Raw genomic sequence first — 6,550 nt, 5'->3', positions numbered from 1 at the left:
TATTTATTATTGTATAGGATTTATCAGTAATTTAAGGATTATATATCCAATTTCGAATCTAGTATGTAAAATCGGGGAGATAATCTGCTATTTAAACATAAAAGACCCTCAGCCAATTAGGTGAGAGTCATTGAAACGACAATATTAATGTTTCGTGAACGGTGGTCATATGGAGTATCTAGAAGACCTATTTATATAATCCTTGGCAATTCTCATTCTTTGGAGCAATCTTTAATGAAGCCTTAATCTATGTCTTTTTTCCCCTTTATCAAAACCTTCCATCCACCAGTATAAAACGTATTGCTCGCATAAATAATAGAGGGATTCACTCAATACCCCTTCTTCTCCATGTCCCCAATACAGCAGGAAATGATATAACGTATCAACTAAATGCTTTTCTTCTTGCCGGCAGCGGAATCTCACATCCTCTGCGCTTTCACCGTAATATCCAAACCGGCTAAAGTGCGCTCCTAGTAAGTAGGCTTCAATGGCCACATCATAGCAGGCTTCTTCTATTCCATTATTCATCAGCAGCCCGTTCATAAATCGTGAGGAACCAAAATGCTGCTGCACTTTTTCCTTTAGAGCTTTTATAGAAATTTCACGTAAAACGGATTTTTCATATTTAATTTGTTTTTCTCTTTTCTTTTCTACAAAGGTTGTAATTACATTCATGCTGTCTCACCTCTTATAAATAGTCTTTAACGATGCAAGGAGAGACATACAAAAAGGCCAACTGCCAATTTTTAATAAAAGCCTCAGAATTTTCTTAGGCCTAGCTAATCCTATTTAAATTCTCGTGAATGGGAAACCTAATACCATCAAAAAAATATGGAGGGTTTGCATTGATAAGAAAGCTTTTTTTATTGAGTATATTCGTTTTATTGCTAGGGATCTTCATCATTCCATATAACGCCAAGTCTGATTATGGAGTCGAAATCACAACTTCCTCGGAAATGAATGAGGACAATTCACTTTATAGAGAAATTGAAATGTATAGTGATCAGCATTATATTAAGCCAATTGATGCAAGAGTAGATAGAATATGGAAAGCGATACCCGGATACAATGGGCTAAGTGTAGACATTGAAGCTAGTTATAAAAAGATGAAAGCAAGCGGTGTTTTTAATAAAAACGATATCGTTTTTAAGGAAATATCACCAAATGTCCATTTAGAAAGTTTGGGGCCCCAACCGATTTATAGGGGTAATCCTGAGAAGCCTATGGTTGCTTTTTTAATTAATGTGGCCTGGGGAAATGAATACATCCCTGGAATGCTGGATGTTTTAAATAAACATCAAACAAAGGCAACGTTTTTTTTCGATGGAAGTTGGGTTAAAAAGAATCCCGATCTAGCCAAGTTGATTAAGGAGGCCGGTCATGAGATTGGCAACCACGCCTATAGTCATCCAAATCTCCAGCAGCGATCTGAGGCAGAAACTGTGGAAGAGTTAAAGAAGACAAATGATGTCATTAAAGAAACCATCGGCATCACTCCAGTGTGGTTTGCTCCACCAAGCGGAAGCTTTAATCAGGTCACCATTCAAGTCGCTAACCGGCTTAATATGAAAACCATTCTCTGGACAGTCGATACGGTTGATTGGAGAAAACCACCTGCTTCCGAAATGGTTAGAAGGGTTGTGTCAAAGATAGAGAATGGAGCAATGGTTCTCATGCATCCTACAAAGCCTACCGCCGAAGGATTGGAGACCATGATAACCAATATTAAAGCAAAAGGGTACAAACTCGGTACCGTGAGCGAGCTTATGAGCGAAAAGCGCGTTGATTAGTTAATAAGCCGAAATATCTATTAAGCAGGTAAAGCCCTAGGAACCTCTAGTTATAGGTACAAGTGGAGGGACCCTAGGGCTTTAAACAATCAAAAGCAAGCAGTAACCCATCTAAATCCCAAACCTCAATCTCTCTGTGCGATTTGCTTAATCCAACCAATATCTTCAAATTCAGCGAGTTTTCTGCTTACTGTATCAGCTGTCGTCCCAAGGCAAGAGGAAATGTCTATTCGATTCATGGGTAGTATAATCCCCTTGACTAACTCCCATTTCCACTATTCATTAATCACATGCATGATGTTGTAGGCAATATTATTATATTTATCCTTGCCTGATAACAATTTACATTATTCATACATATGTTAAAAGGACAACACGATTGGTATCGTAGTAAAGTGAGGGAAAACCATGAGGAAAACAACTAAATTAAAAAATTTACTAAATTCCCAAAAACCTAGTTTTTTAATGGAAGCCCATAACGCTCTTTCCGCAAAGGTTGTAGAGGAAGTAGGTTTTAAAGGGATTTGGGCTAGTGGACTATCGATTTCAGCATCAATGGGTGTTAGAGATAATAATGAAGCTTCTTGGACACAAGTATTAGATATACTTGAATTTATGAGTGATGCCACTACAATACCCATTCTATTAGACGGTGATACAGGATATGGAAATTTCAATAATGCTCGAAGGTTAGTTAGAAAACTAGAACAATTAGATATTGCTGGCGTTTGCATCGAGGATAAGCTTTTTCCAAAAACGAACTCATTTATTAATGGAGAAGCCCAGCCCCTCGCGTCGATTGATGAATTTTGCGGGAAAATCAAAGCAATGAAAGATGCCCAAGAAGATGAAGATTTTATGGTTGTAGCTAGAGTTGAGGCTTTTATTGCAGGCTGGGGATTAGAAGAGGCTCTTAAACGTGCGGAAGCCTACAGGCAGGCAGGTGCCGATGCTATTCTTATGCACAGCAAGAAGGCGGATATTAAAGAAGTTGAAGCATTTATGAAAGAATGGAATGGGAGACATCCAGTTGTAATTGTTCCTACAAAATACTATACAACTCCAACTGACGAATTCAGAAGATTAGGAATAAACACTGTAATCTGGGCTAACCATAATTTAAGAGCTTCAATCACTGCTATGCAAAAGATCTCAAAACAAATACTAGAAGATGAAAGTCTCATCCATGTTGAGGATTCAATCGTAAGTGTGAAAGAAATTTTTAGACTTCAAAATGCCGAGGAGCTTCAAAGAGCAGAGAAGAAATATTTGCCTTCAACTACAAACCAGTCGCAGACGGAAACAGAGTGATGGAATGTTAAACACAAATAAATTTGGAAATGAGCTTAAAAGGTTAGGTTTTGACTTTTACAGCGGCGTCCCATGTTCATTTTTAAAGAATCTTATCAATTATTCCATTAATGAGTGTGAATATATTGCTGCCGTTAACGAAGGTGATGCTATTGCCATTGCTTCGGGAGCTTATTTAGGAGGAAGGAAACCAGTTGTTTTAATGCAAAACTCGGGCTTAACTAATTGTATTTCTCCATTAACCTCCTTAAATTACCCCTTTCAAATACCTATACTTGGGTTTGTTAGTCTTCGGGGAGAACCTGGTTTAGCTGATGAGCCTCAGCATGAATTAATGGGACAAATTACGACACAATTATTAGAGTTAATGCAAATAAAATGGAAATTCTTATCTCCTGATATTAGCGAGGCGATGAAACAGGTTGAAGAAGCTAACAAATGGATTGAACGAAATCAATCATTCTTCTTTGTAGTGAAAAAAGGAACGTTCGAAAGTGAGAAGTTGAAGAAAGAGGAAAGGTCTATAAATAAAAATAAAATAAAGATCGAAAAAACCTCCTCTGATGAACGACCAAGCCGATTTAATACGTTAAAAATAATCAATCAGTTCAAAGATGAGAAAACCATTCAACTTGCAACAACCGGTAAAACAGGCAGGGAGCTTTACGAATTAGAGGATTCCGCCAACAATCTATATATGGTTGGTTCCATGGGCTGTGTCAGTTCCCTTGGGTTAGGCTTAGCCTATACGCAAAAAGAGTTAGATGTAATTGTCATTGATGGAGATGGTTCTCTTCTCATGCGAATGGGCAGTTTAGCAACAAATGGTTATTATCAACCTGAAAATATGCTGCACATCCTCCTAGATAATCAAACTCATGATTCAACAGGAGGGCAAAATACCGTTTCTCACAATGTTAACATGGTCGATATCGCTGCCGCTTGCGGTTATGAAAAATCATATTATATCCATAACTTACACGAACTTGAAATGGGTATACAAGAATGGAAAAAGACAAAAGGACTGACGTTTTTTTATTTAAACATCGCAAAAGGATCAAAACAAAACTTAGGACGCCCTAAAATTACCCCTAGTGAAGTTAAAACACGCCTTCAAGGGTTCATTAAATAATGTGAAACTTCCACCAATGGGTTCCCCGGGTATTGGGCTCCCATTCATTTGTGATGAAAAGGAGGAGCATCATGCGGAAAGTTAAAAGAAATATATTATTAAATCCCGGGCCTGCTACTACAACGGATACGGTTAAATATGCACAAGTAGTACCTGATATTTGTCCTCGCGAAGATGAATTCAGTCAAATAATGAATTTCGTTTCCACAGAACTTACAAGTCTAGTAGCAGATACGGAGCAGTATTCAACTGTACTGTTTGGTGGTTCTGGAACTGCAGCAGTAGAATCAATCTTGAGTTCAGTTATGAACGATGGAGTTATAGTAATCATTAATAACGGAGCCTATGGAAAACGAATGTGTGAAATAGCAGAAGCTTATCAGCTAGATTGGGTTGAATTTATAAGCGCAGCTGATCAACCCATTCAACTAGAGTCATTACATTCATTTATTCAAGCATTTCCACGAACTGTTTCTTATCTTGCGGTCGTGCATAATGAAACAACAACGGGATTATTAAACGATATTGAATCGATAGGTGCCATTTGCAAGGAAAAAGGGATTGAATTAATGGTAGATGCAATGAGTTCTTTTGCGGCTATCCCTATTCAAATGAATCGTATGAATATTAGTTATTTAGCAGCTAGCTCTAATAAAAATCTCCAAGGAATGGCAGGAGTCTCATTTGTAGTAGCTAAAAAAAGCAATTTAGAGAAAGAGGCGTTGGAAAAACCATCCAATTATTACTTAAATCTTTATGCTCAATATAAACACTTCACCGAGACAGGCCAAATGCGTTTTACTCCACCTGTACAGACAATATATGCACTAAAACAAGCCATTTTAGAAGTAAAAGAAGAAGGGGTGAAAGAAAGATATGAACGGTATTCTAAGTGTTGGGAATCGCTCATCACGGGCCTCTCTAGATTGGGCTTAAGACATCTCGTTCCTGCTGACCATCATTCAAAAATTATTACAGCGATAGTTGAGCCTACATGTAAAAAGTATGATTTCAACAGTATGCATGATTATTTTTATGCCAACGGGATAACGATCTATCCAGGTAAGCTTAACCATTTTAATTCTTTTAGAGTAGCAAACATCGGTGACCTTACAAACGATGATATTGAAATCTTTTTAACTTTATTGGAGAAGTATCTTCATAGTATTGGGTACCAATCTACAGATGGAATTGATGGATAATAGAATATCTTAGTCAGAGCAAGTGAAAAAATATTCAATTATGATTGAAAATAAAGCTTTACAAAGCCATCCGCCTGAAACATATGAATTTTCCGAAAGTAATTTATGGGATTATGTGAACTAAGTGGCGGGACGATGCTCCATGTTGAAAAAGCTATTCAAAAATCCCGCTTCTTCATCTGCAAAAATTAATTCCTTACTTTCTGAAATTGATCGTGTTTCCTTAATTGCAGCCGATAGTCTGGCAGGCTATATGTAAATTCCCCTCAATAATCCAAATATGGCCATTTTTATCTCGTCAATTTCTCATTTTTATAAATTAGAGGATAAAACCATGTTTCAGACAATTAGGAAAACCCATAAGGATTGGCAAAAATTTAATTAGTAGATATCACGTTTCATTAGATTCATGCTTTAATTTTCACTATCTTGCTATTTTATCTCAGTCCCCCTACGTACTGAATTAATAGGGTGTATAATGTAAGGAGAGGTGAGATAAATGACGGACAGTGTCAATAATGGATCTCAAATAAATCATGATTATGAAATGATGACAGATGAAATGTGGCAAGCAATTATTAACAATGATACCTCGTATAATAATCAATTTTTCTATGCTGTAAAGACCACAGGGATCTTCTGTAAACCGTCATGTAAATCTCGCGTTCCGAAAAAGGAAAATGTACGTATTTTTCAAGACGCAGAACAAGCTCTCCAAGCAAATTTCCGCCCTTGTAAACGTTGCAAGCCTACTAATGAGAAATTGCCTGATAGTGAGTGGGTTGCTCTTATCACTGAATACATTGATAAAAATTTCATTGAAAAATTAACTCTAGAAACATTAGCAAATATAACTCACGGAAGTCCCTATCATTTGCATCGAACGTTTAAAAAGATAACAGGTGTCACGCCAGTTGAGTATATCCAGCTGGTTAGAATAAAAGCAGCTAAAGAGTACCTGATTCAAACAAATAATGCGATTGCAGATATCTCTATATGTGCAGGAATGCCTAACACGCCCTATTTTATTACTCTATTTAAAAAGAAAACCGGACAAACACCTGCACAATATCGTGAATTACATCGGTCCATGAAGATAACGGAGGAAATTTAAA

Annotated in this window: 7 protein-coding genes; 5 read left to right on the top strand and 2 right to left on the bottom strand. The window is 37.0% G+C overall.

What is annotated here, in order from left to right; translation table 11 throughout:
- Positions 1-231 precede the first annotated feature (231 nt).
- The gene (locus V7149_RS01545) at positions 232-675 is read right to left on the bottom strand and encodes a YbaK family protein (protein WP_335343901.1); all 444 of its coding nucleotides are present in this window, start codon (positions 673-675) and stop codon (positions 232-234) included.
- Between the two features lie 128 nt (positions 676-803).
- Between V7149_RS01545 and V7149_RS01540 the strand changes: the two genes are divergently transcribed.
- Positions 804-1,790 carry a polysaccharide deacetylase family protein gene (locus V7149_RS01540; protein WP_335343900.1) on the top strand — a complete coding sequence of 329 codons (987 nt, stop codon included), beginning with the start codon at positions 804-806 and terminating at the stop codon, positions 1,788-1,790.
- Between the two features lie 125 nt (positions 1,791-1,915).
- Here V7149_RS01540 and V7149_RS01535 read toward each other — a convergent pair whose 3' ends face one another.
- On the bottom strand, positions 1,916-2,029 hold the full coding sequence (locus V7149_RS01535) for a helix-turn-helix domain-containing protein (RefSeq protein ID WP_335343899.1): 114 nt from the start codon (positions 2,027-2,029) through the stop codon (positions 1,916-1,918).
- A 169-nt stretch (positions 2,030-2,198) separates the two neighbouring features.
- Between V7149_RS01535 and aepX the strand changes: the two genes are divergently transcribed.
- The 4 genes from aepX (at position 2,199) to V7149_RS01515 (ending at position 6,549) form a co-directional block, all read left to right on the top strand.
- A complete protein-coding gene (gene aepX / locus V7149_RS01530; RefSeq protein WP_335343898.1) occupies positions 2,199-3,101 on the top strand; it encodes a phosphoenolpyruvate mutase in 903 nt (300 codons plus the stop codon).
- A 4-nt stretch (positions 3,102-3,105) separates the two neighbouring features.
- Positions 3,106-4,233 (top strand): phosphonopyruvate decarboxylase, encoded by a 1,128-nt coding sequence (gene aepY / locus V7149_RS01525; protein ID WP_335343897.1) that lies wholly within the window; start codon positions 3,106-3,108, stop codon positions 4,231-4,233.
- 71 nt (positions 4,234-4,304) lie between these two features.
- A complete protein-coding gene (locus V7149_RS01520) occupies positions 4,305-5,435 on the top strand; it encodes a 2-aminoethylphosphonate aminotransferase (RefSeq protein WP_438824073.1) in 1,131 nt (376 codons plus the stop codon).
- A gap of 499 nt (positions 5,436-5,934) precedes the next feature.
- Positions 5,935-6,549 carry a bifunctional transcriptional activator/DNA repair enzyme AdaA gene (locus V7149_RS01515; protein ID WP_335343896.1) on the top strand — a complete coding sequence of 205 codons (615 nt, stop codon included), beginning with the start codon at positions 5,935-5,937 and terminating at the stop codon, positions 6,547-6,549.
- Position 6,550: the final 1 nt, after the last annotated feature.

The sequence above is a fragment of the Bacillus sp. JJ1503 genome (genome assembly GCF_036965125.1).
In the GTDB taxonomy this organism is placed as follows: Bacteria; Bacillota; Bacilli; order Bacillales; family Cytobacillaceae; genus Cytobacillus.
The sequence above is the reverse complement of the archived record's forward strand: the minus strand, read 5'-3'. Positions and strand labels throughout refer to the sequence as shown.